General features: G+C 39.8%; 15 protein-coding genes. 6 read left to right on the forward strand and 9 right to left on the reverse strand.

Going from position 1 to position 20,550, the window contains the following annotated elements:
• Window positions 1–239 precede the first annotated feature (239 nt).
• From add to manA, 3 genes are all read right to left on the reverse strand, one after another.
• A complete protein-coding gene (gene add, locus TI10_RS02115) occupies window positions 240–1,241 on the reverse strand; it encodes an adenosine deaminase (protein WP_049581513.1) in 1,002 nt (333 codons plus the stop codon).
• Between the two features lie 76 nt (window positions 1,242–1,317).
• Window positions 1,318–2,868: a YdgA family protein gene (locus tag TI10_RS02120; protein ID WP_049581514.1), complete on the reverse strand. Its 1,551-nt coding sequence runs from the start codon at window positions 2,866–2,868 to the stop codon at window positions 1,318–1,320.
• 142 nt (window positions 2,869–3,010) lie between these two features.
• Entirely contained in the window at window positions 3,011–4,183 is a 1,173-nt protein-coding gene (gene manA, locus TI10_RS02125; RefSeq protein WP_049581515.1) for a mannose-6-phosphate isomerase, read from the reverse strand.
• Window positions 4,184–4,362: 179 nt separating this feature from the next.
• On the opposite strand from manA, the gene fumC reads away from it, so the two are divergent.
• Window positions 4,363–5,757 (forward strand): class II fumarate hydratase, encoded by a 1,395-nt coding sequence (gene fumC, locus TI10_RS02130; RefSeq protein WP_049581517.1) that lies wholly within the window; start codon window positions 4,363–4,365, stop codon window positions 5,755–5,757.
• 44 nt (window positions 5,758–5,801) lie between these two features.
• On the opposite strand, the gene TI10_RS02135 is transcribed toward fumC, so the two are convergent.
• The 3 genes from TI10_RS02135 to tus form a co-directional block, all read right to left on the reverse strand.
• Window positions 5,802–6,236, reverse strand: coding sequence for a PIN domain-containing protein (locus TI10_RS02135; protein ID WP_049581518.1), 435 nt, complete (start codon window positions 6,234–6,236; stop codon window positions 5,802–5,804).
• Window positions 6,236–6,454: a hypothetical protein gene (locus tag TI10_RS02140; RefSeq protein ID WP_049581519.1), complete on the reverse strand. Its 219-nt coding sequence runs from the start codon at window positions 6,452–6,454 to the stop codon at window positions 6,236–6,238. The genes TI10_RS02135 and TI10_RS02140 overlap by 1 nt, the downstream gene beginning before the upstream one ends.
• A gap of 152 nt (window positions 6,455–6,606) precedes the next feature.
• On the reverse strand, window positions 6,607–7,533 hold the full coding sequence (gene tus / locus TI10_RS02145) for a DNA replication terminus site-binding protein (RefSeq protein ID WP_049581520.1): 927 nt from the start codon (window positions 7,531–7,533) through the stop codon (window positions 6,607–6,609).
• A 236-nt stretch (window positions 7,534–7,769) separates the two neighbouring features.
• Between tus and TI10_RS02150 the strand changes: the two genes are divergently transcribed.
• Window positions 7,770–8,882, forward strand: coding sequence for a class II histone deacetylase (locus tag TI10_RS02150; RefSeq protein WP_049581521.1), 1,113 nt, complete (start codon window positions 7,770–7,772; stop codon window positions 8,880–8,882).
• A gap of 40 nt (window positions 8,883–8,922) precedes the next feature.
• On the opposite strand, the gene bla is transcribed toward TI10_RS02150, so the two are convergent.
• From bla to TI10_RS02165, 3 genes are all read right to left on the reverse strand, one after another.
• The gene (gene bla / locus TI10_RS02155; protein ID WP_049581522.1) at window positions 8,923–9,792 is read right to left on the reverse strand and encodes a class A beta-lactamase; all 870 of its coding nucleotides are present in this window, start codon (window positions 9,790–9,792) and stop codon (window positions 8,923–8,925) included.
• Between the two features lie 298 nt (window positions 9,793–10,090).
• Window positions 10,091–10,693: a lytic polysaccharide monooxygenase gene (locus tag TI10_RS02160; RefSeq protein WP_049581523.1), complete on the reverse strand. Its 603-nt coding sequence runs from the start codon at window positions 10,691–10,693 to the stop codon at window positions 10,091–10,093.
• Between the two features lie 844 nt (window positions 10,694–11,537).
• Window positions 11,538–13,145, reverse strand: coding sequence for an ABC transporter substrate-binding protein (locus tag TI10_RS02165; RefSeq protein WP_049581524.1), 1,608 nt, complete (start codon window positions 13,143–13,145; stop codon window positions 11,538–11,540).
• A 486-nt stretch (window positions 13,146–13,631) separates the two neighbouring features.
• On the opposite strand from TI10_RS02165, the gene TI10_RS02170 reads away from it, so the two are divergent.
• The 4 genes from TI10_RS02170 to TI10_RS02185 all read left to right on the forward strand — a co-directional run bounded on the left by TI10_RS02170 (window position 13,632) and on the right by TI10_RS02185 (window position 20,518).
• Window positions 13,632–16,040, forward strand: coding sequence for a DMSO/selenate family reductase complex A subunit (locus TI10_RS02170; RefSeq protein WP_049581525.1), 2,409 nt, complete (start codon window positions 13,632–13,634; stop codon window positions 16,038–16,040).
• Between the two features lie 363 nt (window positions 16,041–16,403).
• Complete coding sequence (locus TI10_RS02175) at window positions 16,404–17,912, forward strand: M60 family metallopeptidase (protein ID WP_053093413.1); 1,509 nt, start codon at window positions 16,404–16,406, stop codon at window positions 17,910–17,912.
• A gap of 102 nt (window positions 17,913–18,014) precedes the next feature.
• Window positions 18,015–19,472: a PhoPQ-activated pathogenicity-related family protein gene (locus tag TI10_RS02180; RefSeq protein ID WP_244161489.1), complete on the forward strand. Its 1,458-nt coding sequence runs from the start codon at window positions 18,015–18,017 to the stop codon at window positions 19,470–19,472.
• Between the two features lie 275 nt (window positions 19,473–19,747).
• Window positions 19,748–20,518, forward strand: coding sequence for a glucose 1-dehydrogenase (locus tag TI10_RS02185; protein WP_049581527.1), 771 nt, complete (start codon window positions 19,748–19,750; stop codon window positions 20,516–20,518).
• The last annotated feature ends 32 nt before the right edge of the window (window positions 20,519–20,550 follow it).

Genomic DNA, 20,550 nt, shown 5'->3' on the forward strand with positions numbered 1-20,550 from the left:
TTGTAATGTTAATAATACGGGAGGATGGGGAGCCGAAGTCATATTTTATCAAGCAGTTACATCGTTATTTATGATAAAAATGTTCAGGATAGAGATCGTTGGATATATCCTTTAAATTGAGTAATGAGAAAGAGCTTATCGTTTTTATATTCAGATTAGCATCCAATTCTATTGTATTTTATATTCCAAATATATAACCATAATCAGGAATGGAATTTCCATTCCTGAACTATTTGTATTTAACGATTTGCTACTTTCAGCCGTAATGCTTGTTTTTCTGCATCACTGATAAAAGCGGTTTCCAGCCCATTTATCTGAGCCTGGCGAATTTGGGCAATAGATAAACCGGCGGCAGGTGCGGCAATTTCATATTCATGGCGGATGTCGATGCCTTCAACTGCTGGATCATCTGTATTAATGGAAGCAAGAATACCTTTTTCCAGAAATCTTTTTAGTGGATGGTCCAATAAAGAATTAATGGTGCTGGTTTGAAGGTTTGAGGTTAAACAGGCTTCAATACCAATACGGTTTTCAACCAAATAATCCATCAATAAGGGATCGGTTATGGCTTTTACTCCATGACCAATACGAGTAGCGCCTAATTCCCTAATTGCTTGCCAAATACTTTCTGCGCCAGCGGCTTCGCCGGCATGGATGGTTATATGCCAACCAGCATCACGGGCTTTATTAAAATGGGATTGAAACAGATGACCGGGAAAACCTAATTCGTCACCCGCCAGATCCAGTGCAGTAATATGTTGTTGGTGAGTTAACAAGCTAGCTAATTCCTGAGTACAGGCTTGCTCACCGAAAGTTCTGCTCAAAATGCCGATAAGACGAATGTCGATATCGTTATTTTGACGGGCAGAATGGATACCATCAATAATCGCCTCAACAACCCCTTCAATTGGCAATTTGTGGTTCATCGCCATGTAATAAGGGGAAAAACGTAATTCAGCATAGTCGAGCCCAGTATTGATGGCATCTTCAACATTCTCAATAGCAACACGACGACAAGCGTCCAAATCAGCGAGTACCGCCACTCCCCAATCAAGTTTTTGCAAAAAGCTTACCAAGCTCGGTTCATTTTCAATAATTTGTACGTGAGGGCGGAGTGATTCCAGATCATTTGCTGGAAGCTGAATATTATGCTGGTTGGCAAGATCTAAGATAGTCTCCGGCCGAATATTTCCGTCGAGATGGCGGTGTAAATCTGTCAGTGGGAGTTTTGTGTCAATCATATTCCGGTCCTTTTTATATAAAAATGCCAGTCACATGCATTGACTGGCAATTTAACAAAACATTTATGGATGCGTTTTATTGTGCAGGTTGCTCAGTACCTTCTTCTTTCACCTTTCCACTGTCGTGGGTATCACTTTCTGGCGCTATTTGCTCTGGCGCTTCACTATCATCGGAAGGGTCAGATAAACCGTATTCAGACATGAATTGATGTAAGGACATTTTCTTACCATTCATTTCTACATTACCATCTGCATAGTTAAATTTAATGCTGATAGCATCTTTATCAACCGTGGTAATTTTAAACAGTTGTCCTAATTGTTCAAACTGTTTTATCTGTTGTTCAGCCTTTTGTTCAGCCTTTGCTTTGTCCATGCCATTCACTATCATTGACTGGGTGGAGAACTCAATCATCATAGGTCTTGGTAATGTGACATTTAGAGACATGTTTTGAATTAAAGTGCGAATAGCTTCTTCTGTTTTCATTGAATAGAAGCTACTTTTATCTTTCGGTAAGTTCTTCAAACTCACTTGGTAATTAATGGTGCTTTCACCTTTGGCATTTTTCCAAGTTAATGGTTCGATACCAAATTGTGGATTGTTTTTCAGCAAAATAGGCAGGTTAGAAGCTACTGCATCAATAATAGCGGTATTTGCCGCATCGGAAGAGAGATCGCCGGAAGAGAGCGATTTAGCTGTGGCATCATTGTAAGCTTGAGTAAATTTACGCACGGCTTCACCATCCAGACGATCCGCAGTAATTACAAATTGACCAGAACCAAAATCGATATTTTTCAGTTTGAGACCATCTAAACTGTAAGTGATTTTCCCTTTCAGATTGGTTTCATCTTCACCGATATTTGAATCTATTTTCACACCGGAAAGTATCATATCTTCATTACCGATGCCTTTTAGGCTGACTTCCTGAATTTTAATGCTTTGATCGCCAATATAGATATCAAATTTGCCTTTTTTATTGGACAGATTTAAATCAATACCTTTGGCAAGGAAATTTTCGTTATTTTTATTGATGGCTAACTGGTCACTCTTGATTGCCAGTGATATTTCTTTCAGATCACGGCTGAGATCGGAAGTGAGTTTGGCGCCGGAAAAATTGAACTTAGCGCCATTTTGTTCAAAATCGACAGGGACGATATCAACATCAGAAATAACAGAACCACTATAACTAACACGTGAGTCAGAAGTGAACAGTGATTTTCCTTTAGTGATTGCAAACAGCGGTTTTAAAGCTTCATTATTCTCCAGTTCGGAATGAACGGAAGCCAGACTAGGGATTAAGGTTAATTTTTTCACTTGTGTAAGTGGGAAAGGGCCGTGATCAATCACAGATTTAATTGAAATCTCTTCACCTGGTTTAATTTCTGCGTTTTTAACACCATCTTTAGTTGTCAAAACGATACGAACGTCAGAACTGAACACACCTCGGTGGAAATCTTTACTCTGTAACATCAGACCTGTTTCAGGGAAGGCTTTTTTCATCTCAGCATTAGCGCGGGAAATTGATTGATCTATACGTTTTTCAATCTGTTTACCTGTATACCATGAAGCTCCAGTCCAGGCTGCGCCTAAGGCAACAATAATGCCTACGGCCACTAACGATTTTTTCATAATGGAAATCCATCCTTTTAGCACATACTTTGCAAGTAAGTAATATGCGCTCTCTTAGTATAAAAATGGCCGTTAGCATCACTTGGAATTTAAACAGTTGCTTAACGGCCTGTGAATAAGTTTTAGACCCGGATTGGCATTATTAATTAAAAACCTGGGCGGTAAAACCATCACCGTGAATAATCACAGCCTTTTCGGCAGCAGATATAAATACTGACTCACCTGGGAAAATTCTTAATTGGTGTTCTCCAGATTGTATAACTGTTTGACCTTCAACACAAAAAACAATCGATGCTGAATTGTTATCAAGCATAATTGGCTGTTCTGATAGAGAATAAATAGAAAATGCAAAATCATCCACTGGAATAGGGAAATTTTTCGCTGTTTTTTCCTGCTCTGGTAGCGTAAATAGAGTGTTTGTCGGCTTTGATACAAAATCAATGTTTGCCATTAACTCAGGAATATCCATATATTTGTTGGTCAAACCCGCTCGTAGGACATTATCTGAGTTTGCCATAACTTCTAGAGCAACCCCTTCCAGATAAGCGTGAGGCGTGCGTGCACATAGAAACATGGCTTGACCAGGCTCAAGTTCGATAACATTAAGTAAAAGTGGAATAAACAGGCCATTATCGTCAGGGTAAAACTCTGTCATTTTCTTGATGGAATCCCAAGGTTCGCCGAATCGACTGTTTAACGCCGATTTTAATACACCAAGAGCTAATTGCTTTTGTTTACCACTCATATTGAGCAATTGGGAGAATAAGCAGGCAAGACTCTGTTCGTTTGGTGTTTGAATAAAGAACGGAATCTTGGGATGGGCCGCAGTAACAAATGCCAATAATTGCGCGATTTCGTTTAATGGACGGAATCCATTCATTGCCCGAAAAGGGGTAAGAGCATAAACCAATTCAGGCTTATGGTTATCATCTTTGTAATTTCTTTCGGGTGAATCTAACGGAATACCCGCGATATTCTCTTTGGCAAAACCTTCTTCTGCGGATTTTTTATCAGGATGAACCTGAATTGAGAGAGGTTGAGCCGCGCACAATACCTTAAATAGGAAAGGCAAACGGTGAAATCTATCTGAAACTTTCTTCCCCAGATATTTTTCTGGATCACTGGCGATTAATTCATTTAAGGCAATTGGTTTTCCCGTTTCAGGATTGGCTACGAGTGAACTGCTTTTAGGATGGGCGCCCATCCATAATTCAGCCATTGGTAGATTATCTGGATTTTCAACACCATAAATATCCGTCAGGGCAGTTTTACTTCCCCATGAATAGTGCTGGATCTGATTTATCATCTTCAACATGGCCGTTACTCTCTTTTTAAAAAAATCAATCTATTTCCTTTCCGCCACAATACGATAAATACGACTTGGTTGGCATAATCAGGAACTAATATGTGGCATGATAGCAGAATGCTAATCAGTTTATCTGCAAAGACCGATTATGCATATTCGATTATTCTGTGTGTTAAGGAGAGATAGTAATGGCAGCCACTCGCATTGAAAAAGACTCAATGGGGCCTATCGAAGTACCTGCTGACCAATTGTGGGGAGCGCAAACTCAACGCTCACTTGAGCACTTCCGCATTTCGCAGGAGAAAATGCCGGTTGCATTAATTCATGCTTTGGCATTAACCAAACAGGCTGCGGCCAGTGTCAATATGGATTTAGGCCTTTTGCCGCAAGAACGTGGAGAAGCAATTATTGCTGCTGCGAAAGAAGTGCTGGAAGGTAAACATCCGACAGAATTTCCGCTTGCTATCTGGCAGACCGGTTCTGGAACACAAAGTAACATGAACATGAACGAAGTGTTGGCGAACCGTGGTAGCGAGATCCTTGGTGGGGTGAGGGGGAATGAACGCCTTATCCATCCTAACGATGATGTCAATAAAAGTCAGAGTTCTAACGACGTTTTCCCAACAGCAATGCATGTTGCCGCTGTTATCGCGTTGCGTGAACACCTTATTCCTGAGCTGAAAATATTACAAAAAACATTGGCTGATAAAGCTGAAGCTTATAAGGATATCGTTAAAATTGGTCGTACCCACCTGCAAGATGCGACGCCATTGACCCTTGGTCAGGAAATTTCAGGTTGGGCGACAATGTTAACGCATAACTTGAAACACATTGAAGACAGTATTCCCCATGTTTGTGAACTGGCTCTAGGGGGAACTGCGGTTGGCACCGGTTTAAATACTCATCCTGAATATGCTGTTCGTGTTGCTAAAAAATTGGCTGAATTGACCAATCATCCGTTTGTTACTGCGCCAAATAAATTTGAAGCACTGGCGACTTGTGATGCGCTGGTTCATTCTCATGGGGCATTAAAAGGTCTGGCGGCATCCATGATGAAAATCGCAAACGATGTTCGTTGGTTGGCTTCCGGCCCTCGCTGTGGTATCGGCGAAATTTCAATTCCAGAAAATGAGCCGGGCAGTTCAATCATGCCAGGTAAAGTTAACCCAACTCAGTGTGAAGCGGTGACGATGCTTTGTGCCCAGGTGATGGGTAATGATGTTGCTATTAATATTGGTGGCGCGTCAGGCAATTTTGAGCTGAATGTGTTCCGCCCAATGGTGATTAATAACTTCTTGCAATCTATTCGCTTGTTGGCTGACGGTATGCGTAGCTTTAATGAACATTGCGCTGTTGGTATCGAGCCTAACCGCGATCGTATTACTCAGTTGCTGAATGAATCTCTGATGCTGGTGACGGCGTTGAATACGCATATTGGTTATGACAAGGCCGCGGAAATTGCTAAGAAAGCCCATAAAGAAGGGCTGACATTGAAACAGTCGGCGATGAAACTGGGTTATCTGACAGAAGCTGAGTTTGATGAGTGGGTTCGTCCAGAAGATATGGTTGGCAGCTTGAAGTAATTGTTATTTAGTCATGAAAAATTAACCGGAGACGAGTGCTCCGGTTAAGGCTCTTCTGTACCATCGATCACCAGAGCAGCTTTATCAAATGTATAAAGCGGCGAGACCGATTCTTTGTTTTTTACTCCATACCGCTGAGACTTATTGACTATCAATGCGTCTGCAAAGTCGGCCTGCTTAGTTTTGCCGCCGCATTTAATCGGTTTGGCATTGATGTAATCATCCAATGCACACCAGAGCGCATGACCATCTTCGAAGACAACATTAGGCTCTTCAATGAGTCTGTGTAACACCTCTACCAGCGTCTCTTTAGGTAGCAAGTAACGCTTGCCTCTTAATGTCCAAATTGTCTCAACTAAGACCACGTCTGTGATCAAGATTTTTTGCTTACCTTCAAAGAGTGCATTGGCCTTTTGAGACTGGTTAGCGTCATCTTGCAGCAAATATCTGAGTACAACATTTGTATCTACCGCAATCATCAGTGTATGGCACTCTCAAGTGATTCTTCTTCACTTACTTGGTGATCAACCAAGATACCCTTCAATATCCCCTTTGCGGCCCCCTTGCGTTTTGTAACAATTGAAATGACCCCTTTTCGGCTGACGAAACTCTCATATTCATCACCTGGTTGAATGCCAGCTATCGAACATTGCTCAAGCGGTAACGTTACCTGTCTTTTCTGACTAACTATTGGCATAAAAATACCTCTTTACTAAATTTAAAAAGTAAAGATATATACATCTTTACATATTGTCAATAGTAAATACCTATCCTTTTCTGTGAAGTTATCCGCAGAACTTTCTGATAATGTTGTTTTAATAACGACCCCTTTTTCTTCGTATTCTGTCATTAAATCTCTCGATATAAATGTAGCCTTGGAATAATCAATTCCAGTGGTTTGGCTTTGGGTTTATAGCGATGCACTATGGCGTTGGCATCGTAATTAGCAAGTCTCCCTATCTTTGGTTGATTATCACCATAGTTAACATAAAACGCGATTATTGGCAGGGGACAAGCATATTGCACCTGTTTTTGTTGTTCCGCATACCAGACTCGTGCAATGGGTTGCACTTTCACTGGGCGCTTGATTTTTAAAACCACATCATCAGGCAATTTTTTTATATCGGTGATTTCCTTGCCAACCAATGCTACCCATTGTTCACGAGAATAAGGGGGAACGGCACGACCCGCGTTATAACTTTTTTCCAAACGTTGCAGAATTTGATCTTTTGTCACTTTATTGATGATATTTTTATTTGCCCAACCAAAACGAACTGAATCAGGATTGAGAAGGGGAGTGATGGTTCTGTAAGCGTTTAGAGTTATCAAGCCATGTAACTGACTGTGGACAAAATCAAACCGTTGCTCTTTATCCACCCCTGATTGCACAGTTACGATATGTTCAAGTTCTGCTTTTAACTTATTAATTTCTTCAACCAATAGTAAAGCAGAGTGATATTGTTGTTGGTTCATTGAAAAACATAATACACCGGGAAGACGAACGGCAGCTTTACTGCTGATATTTTGATTATTGTGATATATAAATAGCTTCTGATAATGACTTAATCCTAAATTTAGGGCGTTATTACCCGTCGTTTCATTAACAATTATTTCTGTTACAGCATCGTGTTCACTGCCTTTTTCTACATCAGGCAGAACGAACACATGGGCGGCCAACAACGAATAGCTACGCAATTGTTCATACAATTGTTTCAGCTTACTCTCTTGTTTTTGAAAACAACTAGTTAAATCTTCAATTGATAAATATTTACTCATTTGAATAACAAAATTAGTTACAACATACTATTAATTATAAAACAAAAGGTGCAAACATCAAACTCACAAGTCGCATTTAAACGCAAACCACACAAAATAAGGGAGAAACTGGCAGTTCCGCCATTATTAGATTCATTATTTTTGTAGGAATTTTGACATAACCCATGATTAATCCGTTTTTGTGTTTCGATTATGTTGATGATAGATTAATTAATTTAATGTAAGAGGAAAAAATGATGAAACGAAAGACGGGGTTTTTCTTTGACGAACATTGTTTTTGGCATAGTACTGGCGCGTATGTAGTTACTCTGCCTGTCGGAGGTTGGGTTCAGCCTTCTTCTGGGACTGCACATGCTGAATCGCCGGAAACAAAAAGACGGTTGAAAAATTTGATGGATGTATCAGGCTTGAGTCACTCTTTGCACCTTTCTTCGGCATCACCTATTGATGAACCAACATTACGTAAAATTCATCCAGAAGAATATCTGAAACGGTTTAAGCAAGTCAGTGATAATGGCGGAGGAATGCTTGGTATAGAAGCACCTTTGGGACCAGGAAGCTATGAAATTGCTAAACTCTCTGCCGGCCTTGCTTGCGCTGCGGTGGAAGCTGTGCTTAGCGGTGAGCTTGATAATGCTTACAGCCTTTCTCGACCGCCAGGTCATCACTGTTTGCCTGATAAGCCAATGGGATTTTGTTTTCTAGCCAATATCCCATTGGCAATTGAACAGGCAAAAGAACGTTTTGATTTAAAACGAGTGGCGGTCATTGATTGGGATGTTCATCACGGTAATGGCACTCAACATATTTATTGGGATCGTTCTGATGTTTTGACCATCTCGATGCATCAGGATGGTTGTTTCCCTCCAGGATACAGTGGTGAAGATGATATCGGGGAAGGGGAAGGGACTGGTTATAACCTGAATATCCCACTACTTGCAGGAGCCGGACATCATAGCTATATCTATGCAATGACACAGATAGTCCTTCCTGCGCTTGAACGTTTTAAACCGGAACTGATTATTGTTGCCTGTGGCTATGATGCGAATGCAGTGGATCCTTTGGCAAGAATGCAGCTCCATAGTGAAAGTTTCCGAGAGATGACCCGGCTAGTGCAACAGGCCGCAGATAGTTTATGCGACGGAAAACTAGTCGTTGTACACGAAGGCGGGTATGCGGAGTCTTATGTACCATTCTGTGGATTGGCTGTACTTGAACAGATGAGCGGCATTCGTACTGAAGTCAAAGATCCAATGTTAGATTCTATACGTTTGCAGCAACCAAGAGAGGAGTTTGAGTTATTTCAACAACAGCAGCTTGATAAACTAAAAGAAAAATTCGGTCTTTAAGCTAATGGCAGAGGCTTTTCATTTGCCTCTGCCTGAATAATTATTGCGCTGGCAAAAATAAAATTTTACCTATGCGAGCAATAGCCTCATTACTCTGTGCAATGGTCGCTTCAGTTTGTGTAATATAAATAGCGACGATTAGTGGGCTGCTATCTTTCGGCCAGACGATGCTGATAATTGACCGCGAACCATAATCGCCTGCCCCGGTTTTGTCAGCAATTTTCCACCCGGCAGGCAAAACGGAGCGCAGCAATGCATCCGCCACCTTATCATCACGCATCCATTCTACAAGCTGCTGACGAGATGACGGTTTCAACACCTCTCCCAGCGTCAATTTCTGTAACGTCTGGCTGACAGCTACGGGCGTGGTGGTATCGCGCTTATCGCCGGGGATGGCACTGTTTAATTCCGGCTCATAACGGTCAAGATGCGTGACGTTGTCGCCTAAACCAGAAAAGAAAAGGTTCATTGCAACCGGTCCTCCTACCTTTTTCGCTATCAGATTTGCGGCCGTGTTATCGCTGTAGCTAACCGCCGCGCTACACAGTTGTTGCCAGTTCATCGAAGCGGGCACGACAAATTTCTCACTCACCGGTGAATATTCCACAAGCTCAGTTTTATCAAACTGAATGGCGTCTGTAAGCGCTACCTTGCCTTTGTCCACCTCGCTGAGTAGTACGCCGCATAGCAACGCCTTAAACGTGCTATTCAGTGGGAAACGCTCGTTGCCGCGATAGCTGACCATTTTGTCTGACGCCGTATCGATAACGGCCACTCCAATGCGGGCATTCAGCGTCTGCTCTTCCTGTTTTACCACCGTAGCCAAACGGGCGCTATCAATGGGCATTGCATTAATACTGGCTGAGATAAACATCAACAGAAAACAGATTGATTTAGAAGGGGAAAACATAAGTATAATCCTTTATAAGGTAAAGATTTAGTGACTGACATAAACGAGTGCCAGCAATATATAACGTAGCAGTAAAATAGAGAATAGCAATCGCATTGCTGATGATGAAAAAACAGGTTTAGTTTTCACGCCCGTTTTCATACTCAGCCTCTTTACCCCAAAAATTCTTTATCAAAATATTTTCCAGTTGACAAATATGTCTCATATAATAGCGCATTCAATGCGCGGCCGAATTCGATAAACAGGAACAGCATCATGCTGTTCCCGATAATAGTTATTTTATAAGATGTACCAAATATCAAGCAGGGCTAATCGTTGTATCAATCACTTGGTAAAATGCATTTAAGGTATCTGAGATTGTCCAAACACCCAGTATAATGTGATAGCCTTGATAACCCTCTGGTAAAGTACATTTATTAATAACTCTGCTGCCCGGCATTTTTTCCTGATAATCCTCAAAACAGAAAGGTGTGCTATTAAATTGCTCTCTGGTTAAAGGTTTATTGGGATCCCAATCAGGTTTGGTAATAAAATATTCCCAACTTGCGGTTTTGTGTTGAATCACAATTTCCCACTGGAACTCAATATCACCGGCAGTAATAGGAATTTTTTTCCAGCGATCTTCGGTTTGAACATCCAATGCGCCAAAATGACCTATACCAGCGCTGGCAATATGACCATCTTCCGGGCCAGATTGTGGAAAGCCTTTCTTGGCTTCAAGAGATTGAGGCTCATATTTGACCAACCCACAATCCGTATTTTGTCCATTTCCCTGTGCAGAACAAAGGAATGCACGACTTCCTGGGCTATCAATATAACCATGAGCCCATGCGCTATTAGATAAAGCTGTCATCATCGTAGCGGCTAAAGTCATTACTTTCACTTTATGTTGTTTATACATAATAGTGTCCTCCATTTTACAGGATGATTTATCTACGACAAATAAAGCCCCAGGACTTAATTATTTATTCTAGATGAATATAATATGATTATCCATTTCATAAATTGATTAATAATCTAATTATATTAAGTTATTGAAATTTTGTTTAAAGTATGCCTGTTACTATTTTTTGTAATATAAAACGATATGATTTTCCTAATTTATTTGACATAGTTCATATAATAAATGATTTTTGCGTTTTAATTATCATCAGGTAACTAGAAAACACTTATTTATAGTTATAGTGATGTATTCCTATCAGTCTATTCTTATGCAGATAATCTCAATGAAAAATTTACCGATATAAAATTCTAATGAAATTAATTGATGAAAATATAAAATCATATCGTAAAAATACTATCTGAAAAAAATATTAATATTATAAAATAAAATCTTTAACCACAATTCACCTTTCCTTTTTAATTTTATTTCACCAGAATTTAGCCAAGATTCTCTTTGGAAAAGTGAGTTAGAACACGATGTTGGTGGAATATGGGGTGATTGGAGTGACAATGTTACTACTCCTCAAGGTTTAATTGAAATTTTAATTGAATATCGTTATGTCTTCGATATTCCTAAATTGGAAGAGTGGTGCGAAAAAAATCAGGAATATTGCGATGATCGTTATGGATCTTTGGCAGTCTTCATAAATATATGATTAAAGGAAAACAGTTTATCTACTTCCGTTTTCTATTAATGGTTAATTTACCATATCTATAATATATTTTTGTCTACATATTACGGTTTAAAACAACCAAACTGTTCAAAACCGTAATATCCACCTAAATACTAAAATAATATTCTACTAATTCTTAATAACATAAAGATCTTTTGTCGATACAAAACCCAATGGACTCATATAATACCCACCAATATAAGGTTTAACTAATCTGACGCCGATATAGTAATAAACAGGAATTGCCGGTACATCTTTTGCCAGAATATCTTCTGCTTGCTGAAAATATTTTCTTTCATTTGTTGCTTTAGCTTTATTTATCAAATCATCATAAGCAGGATTGCTATATAAGAATGTATTATTAGAACTACCAGTAACAAAATTATTTAAAAACGAGGCAGGATTATCATAATCAGCAATCCGCGCATATCTCACCATCTCAAAATTGCCTTGACGAATAACATCTAACATAGCTTTTCGTTCTTGGTTCTGCAAAACAATATCTACATCCAGACTTTTTTTCCACATTGAAGTCGCCGCAATAGCAATCCGTTTATGCTCTTCTGATGTATTATAAAGAAGTTTAAATTTCAATGGGTTATCTTTATTATAACCCGCTTCATTTAATAATTTCCTAGCTTTCTCAATTCTTACTTGTTGTGTCCATGATGCATAATCAGGCTGCCCTAAATCCATTCCTCCAGTATTGGGCGGCGTATGATTATAAGCGGGTTCTTGTCCTTGCCCTAAAACCTTATTCGCGATGATCTCTTTATCTAAAGCCAGATTTAATGCCTGTCTGACTCTGACATCATTAAAAGGCGCTTTTTGATTATTAAAATCATAATAATAAACACCTAACGCTGGCGTAATATGAACCTGATCACCTAATTTGGTTTTTAAGGATTTAAATAAAACTGATGGAATATTCTTAGTGATATCGATTTCTCCGGCCAAATAACGATTTATATCTGCTGTTTCTGATGCTATTGGAAGATAAGTGACTTTATTAATAACAGTGTGGGCATTATCCCAATATTGTGAATTCCTGACGCCAACAACTTTCTCATTAACAACCCATTCGGACAACTTAAATGGCCCGCTACTAACAAATACATCGGCATGAGTCCATTTTTCGCCATATTTTTCAACCGCTTTTTGGCTAATCGGTACCATGACAGGATACGCCAGCATCTGTAAAAAATAGGATACCGGTTGTTCTAACGTCACTTGCAAAGTCAAGTTATCCAGTGCTTTTACACCTAATTCATTTATTTTTTTCTTACCAGAAACAATATCTTTAGCATTGACTACGTGCATATTTCCAAGATAACTGCCATACGGAGACGCCATTTTGGGATCAACTAAACGCCGCCAGCTAAAAACCACATCATGAGCAGTAATAGGGGAGCCATCAGACCACTTTATTCCCTTTCTTAGATGAAATAACCACACTTTATTATCTTTGGTTTCCCAACTGACGGCTAAATCAGAATTGATTTTTCCATCGCTGCCTGCGCTGACTAATCCACTGAAAAAATCATGAACAATATTAAATTCCACATCATTTTCAACTTTATGAACATCAAGAGACACAGGTTCTGAACCATTATTGCGGACGATATCTTGATTAACTGATAATAATGTACCTGCCGGAATAATTGCGGCATGAGATAATGCCAGATTACCAAATATAATGCCTGTGAATAAGGATATATTCCTTAATGTTTTATTCATCGTTTGTTCTCCAAGAAGATCTCATTTTGGGGTATCTGTTTCAGGGGAGCCAGTTATTTGATAATTAAGGTTTTTATGCAATATTGCAAACCAAACTTCCGAATGTTGATGACTATGACAGATGTTAAGTTAAAATTATATGACTCTATTGAATACCCTATTTTGAATGCGAGAGGTATAACTATCATTAGGTATTAGTATAAAATATTTAGCGCTACTCCATCAATATCATGAAATCTAAATAGTAAATTTATATACATCCTGAAATATTCACTCATGATATGAGTTATTTTAAGACATTCATTTCAGCACCAATTTGTTAATTGTTAACCAGATTTAGCAAAACTTTTCAATAAAATGTGATCTATACCCTATGGATTTCAAGATGCATCGCGACGGCAAGGGAGCGCAGCCAACAAAGAGGCAACTTGAAAGATAACAGGTATAAATAACATCCAACGAAAGAGATGCAATGTGGAGGCGAATATGAAACACAGAAAAATAAACCATGAAGCCAATAAACAGAATGATAACCTGACCGTCATCCGTCATCGTTTTATTCAAGCGAGTGCGGCGCTTATATCTATTCCTTTTATTTCTACCCGCCAGGCAACCACCGAAGAGAAAACAAACCAGGGCTCGCTACCGATTCATGTTATTGATGCGGGAGAAACAAAAGTCGTACCTACCTGTAGCACATTTGATTGCGGAGGAAGATGCGATATCCGAGCTCATGTTCGAGAAGGTGTTGTCACCCGCATCACCACCAGACCTGATCATGAACTTGATGAATCAATGCCGATCATGCGAGCTTGCATCCGCGGCAAGGGTTATCGCAAATTTGTTTATCATCCTGATCGCTTAAAATATCCGATGAAACGAGTTGGTAAGCGGGGAGAGGGGAAATTTGAGCGAATCTCTTGGGATGAAGCGACAACCATTATTGCGGATAAACTGAAACACATTACTGAAAAATATGGCCCAGCTTGCCGCTATGTTAGCGTTAATACCGCAGTAATCGGCGGTGTATCATCAGGTGATAAAATGTTACGTCGCTTACTCAATATTACCGGCGGGCATTTACAATTTTACCATTCCGTGAGTATGGGCAATACAGCGGCAGCGACACCTTATACCTATGGTGTGGCAACTTCAGGCAGTACATTAGATACTTTGGAAGATACTCCATTAGTGATTCTTTGGGGCCATAATCCGGCTGAAACTATTTTTGGTCACACCAATCACTATTTCCAGAAGATGAAAAAGAATGGCGCCAAATTTATTGTTGTCGATCCTCGTTATTCTGATTCTGCTTCCTCGTTGGCTGACCAATGGATTCCTTTGCTACCAACAACTGATAACGCATTAATGGATGCAATGATGTATGTAATTGTCAGTGAAAACCTGCACGATAAAGAATTTATCGATCGTTATACGATTGGTTTTGATGAAGACAATATGCCGGATGGCGTTCCTGCCAATGAATCTCTAGTTGCTTACCTGACAGGCGCTAAAGATGGGATTGTGAAAACAGCGGAATGGGCCGAAAAAATCACTAAAGTGCCGGCGAATATTATTCGTCAGCTTGCCCGTGAATATGCCAGTACTAAACCCGCAGCCCTGATTCAGGGATGGGGACCACAACGTCATATCTGTGGTGAGCGTGTTGCACGTGGTTCAACAATTTTAGCCGCAATAACCGGCAATGTAGGTAAAAAAGGGGGATGGGCCGCCGGTTTCGGTGGTATCGCAGGTAATAAATCCCTCTATGGACTTGATCTTGGTAAAAACCCGGTAAAAGAAAAAATCTCCGTGATGAACTGGGTCCAGGCAGCCGATGATGCCAGTAAAGTCACCCCGGCAGACGGTTTAGTTGGCGCCGATAAGCTGAATACCAATATCCGAATGCTATTCTCGCTGGCCGGTAATTACCTCGCAAATCAAAACCCAGATATCAATCAAGCAGTAAAAATATTAGCAGATGAATCTAAAATTGAATTCATTGTTTCCAGTGACCTTTATCTAACACCAAGCGCCCGCTATGCCGATATTTTATTACCGGAAACCAGTTTTATGGAACGCTGGAATATTGCCTATCCTTGGGGTACCGGCAGCTATTTCATTCTGTCATCAAAATTGATCGAACCTGAATTCGAACGGCGTTCTGATTATGAATGGATACGCGAAGTGGCAGCAAAACTGGGCGTTGAGCAGGAATTCAGCCAGGGACGTGACGAAAAAGCGTGGATAGCCCATATTATGGAATCTAATCGTCAGGCTATGCCAAAAGAAAATTTGCCCACTTTTGAAGAATTACAACAAACACACAAGCATCTTTTCAAAATACCGCCTTATGTCGCTTTTGAAGAAAATATTCGTGACCCAGAAAATCATCCATTTCCAACGCCTTCAGGAAAAATAGAGATATTTTCTAAGCGCCTGTATGACATACAAGATCCTGAAATCCCTGCGTTGTCACATTATGTGCCGGCATTCGAAGGGCCGGAGGATAAATTAACTGAAAAATACCCACTGCAACTAATTACCTGGAAAGGGAAAAACCGCTCCAATTCAACACAATATTCAAATCCTGGGTTAAAGGAAGTACAAACGCAAAAGTTGTGGATTAATCCGCTGGATGCGCAGAAACGCAAAATTAAACAAGGGGATTTGGTTCGGGTATTTAATGACCGCGGTATTTCTATGATCCCGGCGGAAGTGACTCAACGTATTATCCCCGGCGTAGTGGCAATGCCAACCGGCGCATGGTGGCAACCGGATAAGAATGGTGTTGATTGGGGTGGTTGTGTCAATGTGCTGACATCATCCCGTAAAACCCCACTTGCACATGGAAACTCCCATCAAACATTACTGGTCGAGGTCAATAAAGCATGAGTGAATTCAATCTGTTATCAGTAAGACAACAATAATAGATTTCTATCCTTATTATTCACTATTCACAAATATGCCATCCTCGCCAGCGGGAATCAGTAGCTGGCAAACCTATTTTATTGAAGGACATATTTGGCTCGTCATCAATATGGAATAGGTAAAGTATAGTCAGAAATAATTTATTTAGAAAATATTCTGGTAGAAATAAAATCATTTCTTGATAGATGATTTTATTATGGATGTTGGGCAATTTGTTAGTAATGATATCATTTCAAATGAATCATAAATTACTCTATAGATTCGACGTAATGCAGTTAATCTGCATTATTTCAATGCTTCCATCCTAAATAAAAAGGTAATGATAAAATGAGAGAGAATAAAAAAGAAATAATCGTACAGGGTAACGGCTTAGCTAATGAATATAAAAGAATCCAGCGAAGAATTTTTGCACATAGTGAACTACAACCTACAGGGTTTTACATTACGGCCGGACAGGAGCTCATTATCAATGTTGAAGGAGAAATACGTGGTGCTGTAAATGCCGCGATTGGTGTGCCTGAGTTGAATAAACCTGTGAAATATTTGCTAACGAAAGGGTTAAATAAACTCAGACCGAGAAATGAAGGTTTACTCTGTTTTTCTAACAATAATAATAATGGTTATGTAAAGATTACTGTTGAATCAGAATTACAGCAAGTCCCGTCATTTAAACTAAATGAAACCAGTAATGCAGATTGGGAAAATATGATGGAGTTGTATTCTGATGCGCCTGTCGTTCAACTTAGCAGTGAACGAGCCATAATTGTTGTAAGATACCAGAGCGCTAAAAAATATCTTACTGATCCCAATGTATTAATGAAATATTACGATGACTTTATTCGTTTTCAGGATCGCATATCAGGGGTATTAGAAAACGGAAAAGCAGATTATAAGGCAGACCCAAATAAATCATTATATGTAGAATCAGATCGCTTTTATATGTTCGCTACACATGGACATATGGGTTTTAATGGTGATGCGGCCCTGAAACGATTATTAACGACCAATAATGGTTGGGGGATCTGGCATGAAAGTGGGCATCAAAGACAACAATTTCCTTATAGTTGGAGCGATGGAACAGGAATGATGGAGGTTACAGTGAATTTGTACTCTTTAGCTGTTCAAGAAGGGATTCATGGTAGAGCAGGTCAGCTAGACAAACATTACCCGAAGATTAAAGAGTATTTAGCTGCGGACAAAAAGAATTTTGACACTCAGGATGTTAATATAAAGTTAGGAATGCTATGGCAATTAAGATTAGCATTTGGTAACGGGTTTTATCCTCAGCTCCATCAGGTTTATAGAATGATGGATTCACTACCAATAAACAATAGCGATAAAAAACAACAATTTATAATATCATCATCTCAATTGGCGAATATTAATCTGGCAACTTTCTTTAATAAATGGGGTATTACACCTAATGAGAAAACATTAGAAATATTAAAAACACTGCCGCCGTTAGAGAAAAATATATGGGAAAATGATGACAAAAATTTAATTACAATACAAATTCCACAGGAAAAGTATATTCCCGAATTGGCTTATTTCAAGAAAAGTATAAAGAAAACGTCATTAAGCGAAAATCAATTTGAATTCACTATTGATCGTGATTGGTACACACCATATCAATATGTTATTAAAAAGAATAATCAATATCTTGCAGAGATAAAAGAGGGCAAACCATTTGATTGCACTGTAAATTTAGATGAAAATGGCTTGAGTGTGAAAGTTTCTCATCATTTCATTTTAGATGATTTAATTGAAATTGAAGTCAGGTTTGCTGGAGACAAATATGCCATTTACAACATGAAAGTTCATGATGTTACATTATGATATCTTTAAAGTTATCCAACCATATTATTAAACTATCTATATATTGAGGATGAATTAATGTCTAGTTTCTTCAAAAGAATAACTATTGCCCTGTGGTTATTGGTGGCTACTACTACTAATAGTTATGCCCAATCTAATACAGCACAATCACCATGCTCTAATAAGGCTGATATCAATTTCACCAATGTACTTCCTTGTTATCGAGAGGAATTAGCAACCCAGCCTCTTAAATATTCGCTGTTAAGTAAAGAAAAACTGCCCCAGATTGAGCTACGTCACTATCAATTGACATCACAATTCTGGTCTCCAGGGAATGTTATTCTACCCGCCGAATGGCAACACAATGTTGATATATTTATTCCTGATCATCCGCTTTCACAACGAGCACTTGTCATTGTGAATAACGGAACTAACTATAATAGTGGGTCTGAGGCGCCTGTTTTGCCAACAGATTTCAGCGCGACAACCTTGGCGGCTATTGCTCGTGCAACAAATACGATAGTTATCTCGATCAGTAATATTCCTAATCAATATCTTGTGTACCGAGACGACGGTAAACCCCGCAAAGAAGATGATAGTATTGCTCACAGTTGGACATTATTCATGAGCGAACCAGAAAAGCAGTCGTTGATTCCTTTGCGCATTCCTATGGTTACTTCTGTTTCTCAAGCGATAACTTTGGCGCAACAAGAGTTAACATCGTGGAATATTAATAAATTTATTGTTTCTGGCGCATCGAAACGAGGTTGGACAACTTGGTTATCAGCAATAGCAGATACACGCGTTGATGCAATAGTACCTTTTATTATCGATATACTTGGTACCCACGCAGCATTCAAACATGTCTATGAATCTTACGGAAAAAACTGGCCGATTGCTTTTTATCCGTATTATCAGGAACATGTCGATGAAAAAGTAGATACTCCTGCATTTGCTAAATTAATGCAGATAGAAGATCCGCTGCAATATTTGGGATCAATTTATGAATCTCGGCTTGCCATTCCTAAATATATTGTTAATGCCAGTGGGGATGATTATTTTGCTCCTGATAATGCGAGATTCTATTATGATACTCTTCCTGGGGACAAATCTTTACGAGTAGCCCCCAATTCGGATCATCGTGGCATTAGGAACTTTACAGAACAGTCATTGATTACATTTATTAATCGGCTACAGCAATCTATTCCTCTGCCAAAGCTTAATGTAACTCTGCATGCACAACAGAATTCGCAAATACTAACCGTCACTTTTTCAGAAAAGCCTGAAAAAGTAATACGTTGGACTGCTACAAATCCAATCTCACGAGATTTTCGTTATGCATGCGGTATCCGATATAAAGCGTCACCATTCGATATGAGTACAACGCAACAAATTGAAATTTCGTTAAACTCCCCAAACATAGGATGGGAAGCGACTTATATTGAAGCGACTTTCAGTGATGGATATGTGGCGACAACACGAGTTTACATTACCCCTGATGACAAATATCCAGTAACCGCTCCTTTATCAAGCGGACCAACATGCCAAACATTGCCAGGTCGAGGGTTAGGTTCGGAATAAGGTAAGAATGATAAAGCCTGAATAAGCTATTTGTGAAACATTGGACCTCCGGCGTTTTCTAACGGTAACCGGAGGTCTGAATATGTTAAGCGTTTAGGAAAAATGGGACATAATTCATAAAATCAACATTACTTTACCGATATGTCTTAAACGAGCACTCCTGGAGTAACCCTCTATAAGTATTCTGTGTTTCACTAAGCAATTATTGATAACGTCACCGTATGATCTGTCTCAAATAGCGCCTGTGATAGCGCGATACAATGAGGAACATCAAAATGGACCGTATGCTAGAAGGTAAAGTTGTCATTGTCACTGGCGGCGCAAGTGGTATCGGAGCAGGTATTGCTTTAGCGGCGGCGCGTCATGGCGCGGCAACTGTAATTATCGGAGATATCACTGATCAACCCCGAGAAGGAGGAGCGCCGGTACTTCAGCGTCTTAATTCGCTTGGTACAAAAGCCATATTCCACCAGTGTGATGTCACCTCACGGAGCAATATGGATGCATTGGTCGATGTTGCTACACCATTCGGCGGTGTTGATCTGATGGCTTGCAATGCAGGAATTGCATTAGCTACTGATGGCCCACAGATTAGTGCGGATGATTTTCACAAGCTGCTTACAGTCAACCTTGATGGCGTTTTATTTGGCGCACAGGCGGCGGCTGAACAGATGATAAAACTGGGCAAACGCGGAAGTATTGTAGCAACGTCAAGTATGGGGTCCATTAGGACAGGCCAACTTACAACTGCGTATTCTACGAGCAAAGCAGGGGTGAACATGATGGTGGCCGCATTGGCCGATGCTTTCGGACCATCAGGAATTCGTGTTAATGCAGTATGCCCTGGACTGATCAATACCGCACTTCCTCTTTCCTCGCCGGAAGTTGCGAAAATGTTTGATGGGTTACGGGAGAGAATGCCTCTCCGAAGATTAGGAGAACCGGAAGAGGTAGGAAATGCGGTCGTATGGTTAGGATCGGATCTTGCGTCGTTTATAACCGGCGTATCACTGCTAGTCGATGGCGGACAAACAGCAGTATTGTGAGAACACGCATTTTAAGGCAGTTGGTATATTCC

Source organism: Photorhabdus luminescens subsp. luminescens, from assembly GCF_001083805.1.
GTDB classification, from domain to species: domain Bacteria; phylum Pseudomonadota; class Gammaproteobacteria; order Enterobacterales; family Enterobacteriaceae; genus Photorhabdus; species Photorhabdus luminescens.